The organism is Boseongicola sp. (assembly GCF_057460485.1).
Genome location: NZ_JBVCWP010000434.1, coordinates 1 through 2,153, shown reverse-complemented (window position 1 = coordinate 2,153; position 2,153 = coordinate 1). Strand labels below are relative to the sequence as shown.

Sequence of the window (2,153 nt, the reverse complement as noted above, 5' to 3'; positions counted from 1 at the left end):
GCTTTGGATTTCAGGTCCATGAAGTCACTGCTTTGTTCCTGTACAGCTTTCTGGCAAATATGTTTATCGCGCCGGTTTTGGGGCAGCCGGTGGCCTATTTCGGCGAAAAACGGGCGTTGGCGTTTGAATATGTCGGGCTGGTTTTCGTATTTGTGGCTTATGCCTGCGTCTATTATTTTGATTGGCGGAAAGCCGTGGCGAGGACGCTGATTGTCGTGCACCACGTGTTTTTTTCTCTGGCGTTCGCGTTGAAGACGTACTTCCAGACGGTCGTCGATCCGGGCGACATTGCACCCACGGCAGCGGTTGCCTTTACGATCAATCATATTGCGGCGGTCTTTCTGCCGGTGCTGTTGGGGGACTTGTGGATTGTGTCTCCTGCAGGAGTGTTCGTTCTGGCCGCAGGAATGGCAATGACGTCGCTCGCGCTGGCGATGTTAATCCCGCGCCATCCGGTGCCCGGTCACGAGACTGTGTTCTCGAGCAGGGCGCATGCCCTTGCGGAGTAGAAGCGGCGGCTTTGGGCCCCTATATGGGAGGGGACACAATGAACGGAGGGGGAACTATGTTTTTTATGAACCGAAAGAAATCCGAGATGGTAGCCACTGACGCGGCTCTTCCGGGCCGCAGTGTGGCCATTCAGACAGCCAAGACGCATTTCGTGAACGGCACTGCTTTGACGGCCGATGTGGCGGACGGCTTTGAGGTTGCGATGTTCGGCATGGGCTGTTTTTGGGGCGTTGAGCGGATGTTTTGGAAGCTGGATGGTGTTTATTCAACGATGGTTGGCTATGCCGGTGGCTTTACGCCCAACGCAACTTATCAAGAAGTGTGCTCGGGTCAGACCGGTCATAATGAGGTTGTTCGGATTATTTACGACCCCGCAATTATTTCGTTTGAGGACCTTTTGAAGGTCTTCTGGGAAGGACACGATCCTACCCAAGGCATGCGCCAGGGGAATGATGTAGGCACGCAGTATCGTTCGGGCATTTACGTCTTCAACGAGGCCCAGAAGGCTGTTGCCGACGCGACAAAACAGATGTTCGCGGACCGGCTCGCCATTGCAGGTTTCGGAATTGTCACGACTGAGGTTGTTTCGGCGCCAGAGTTTTATTTTGCCGAAGACTACCATCAGCAGTATCTGGCAAAAAACCCGAGCGGATACTGCGGCATCGGCGGAACGGGCGTGACCTGCCCGATCGGTACAGGGATAAGCGCCTGATCAAAATGTTCCGGTTAGGGCGCGCTGTCCGCCGCCTGTGCAAGCCAGCCCCACATTGAGGTATTTGTTAAAGAGCGCAGGATCGTTGACGGCGCCATGGCCTGGGCGTAGGCGCTTTGGTCATGAGTACATGGACAGCATTGACCACATTGAAGAGCAAGGAGCGGGCCGAAGGTTTGGGGTCTGCTCTGGAAGGTTTGGAGCCCGCACCAACCGGTGTTGGCGTCTTCGAGATCGAAGACGGAAGCAACACCTGGGAAGTTGGCGGATACTTTCTTGAAGCGCCCGATGGTGTTGGTTTGGCCGTGCTGGCTGTCGCTTTTGGCGCGGAAATGTTCGCAGTCTCAGAAGTTCCCGAGACAGACTGGGTTGCGCACGTTCGGCGTGAATTAACGCCTGTCGAGGCGGGCCGGTTTTTTGTCTACGGTGGCCATGACGCCGACAAGGTGCCACAAGATCGGATTTCTCTGCGCATCGAGGCGGCGATGGCGTTTGGCACGGGTCATCATGCTACGACCCTTGGCTGTCTGCTCGCTTTTGATCGATTGATTGACGAGGGGCTGCGCGCGCGATCTGTTGCAGACATTGGGTGTGGCACGGCGGTTCTTGCGATGGCAGCAGCGCGGATGTGGCCCGATCAGGTATTGGCTTCGGACATTGATGCCGTCGCGGTAGAAGTTGCTGAAGTCAACGTGCGCGCCAATGGTCTTTCAGACCGGGTCCGCTGTGTTGAAGCCGCAGGTTTTGAACATGAGGCTTTGTCGGGCGCCGAACAATTTGATCTGGTTTTCGCCAATATCCTCATGGGCCCCTTGTTGGCCCTTGCAGCGGATATGAAACGCGCGGTGCAGCCGGGCGGACATGTGGTCCTGAGTGGGATTCTCAATGAACAGGCCGAAACTGTCACTTCGCATTATCGCGACGCAGGCTT

Annotated in this window: 2 protein-coding genes and 1 pseudogene; all 3 read left to right on the top strand. The window is 56.0% G+C overall.

Translation table 11 applies throughout. The features are described from left to right. Positions 1–509 (top strand): annotated as a pseudogene (locus AC221Y_RS23245) (MFS transporter); the annotation flags it as partial. Between the two features lie 56 nt (positions 510–565). Continuing rightward, positions 566–1,222: a peptide-methionine (S)-S-oxide reductase MsrA gene (msrA, locus tag AC221Y_RS23240; RefSeq protein ID WP_486708651.1), complete on the top strand. Its 657-nt coding sequence runs from the start codon at positions 566–568 to the stop codon at positions 1,220–1,222. A gap of 122 nt (positions 1,223–1,344) precedes the next feature. Then, on the top strand, positions 1,345–2,153 hold an 809-nt coding region (locus tag AC221Y_RS23235; RefSeq protein ID WP_486708650.1), incomplete at its 3' end, for a 50S ribosomal protein L11 methyltransferase.

What these genes read in the sequence shown, in the direction of transcription:
- msrA (WP_486708651.1), top strand. Translation starts at nt 566, where the DNA reads ATGTTTTTTATGAACCGAAAGAAATCCGAGATGGTAGCCACTGACGCG.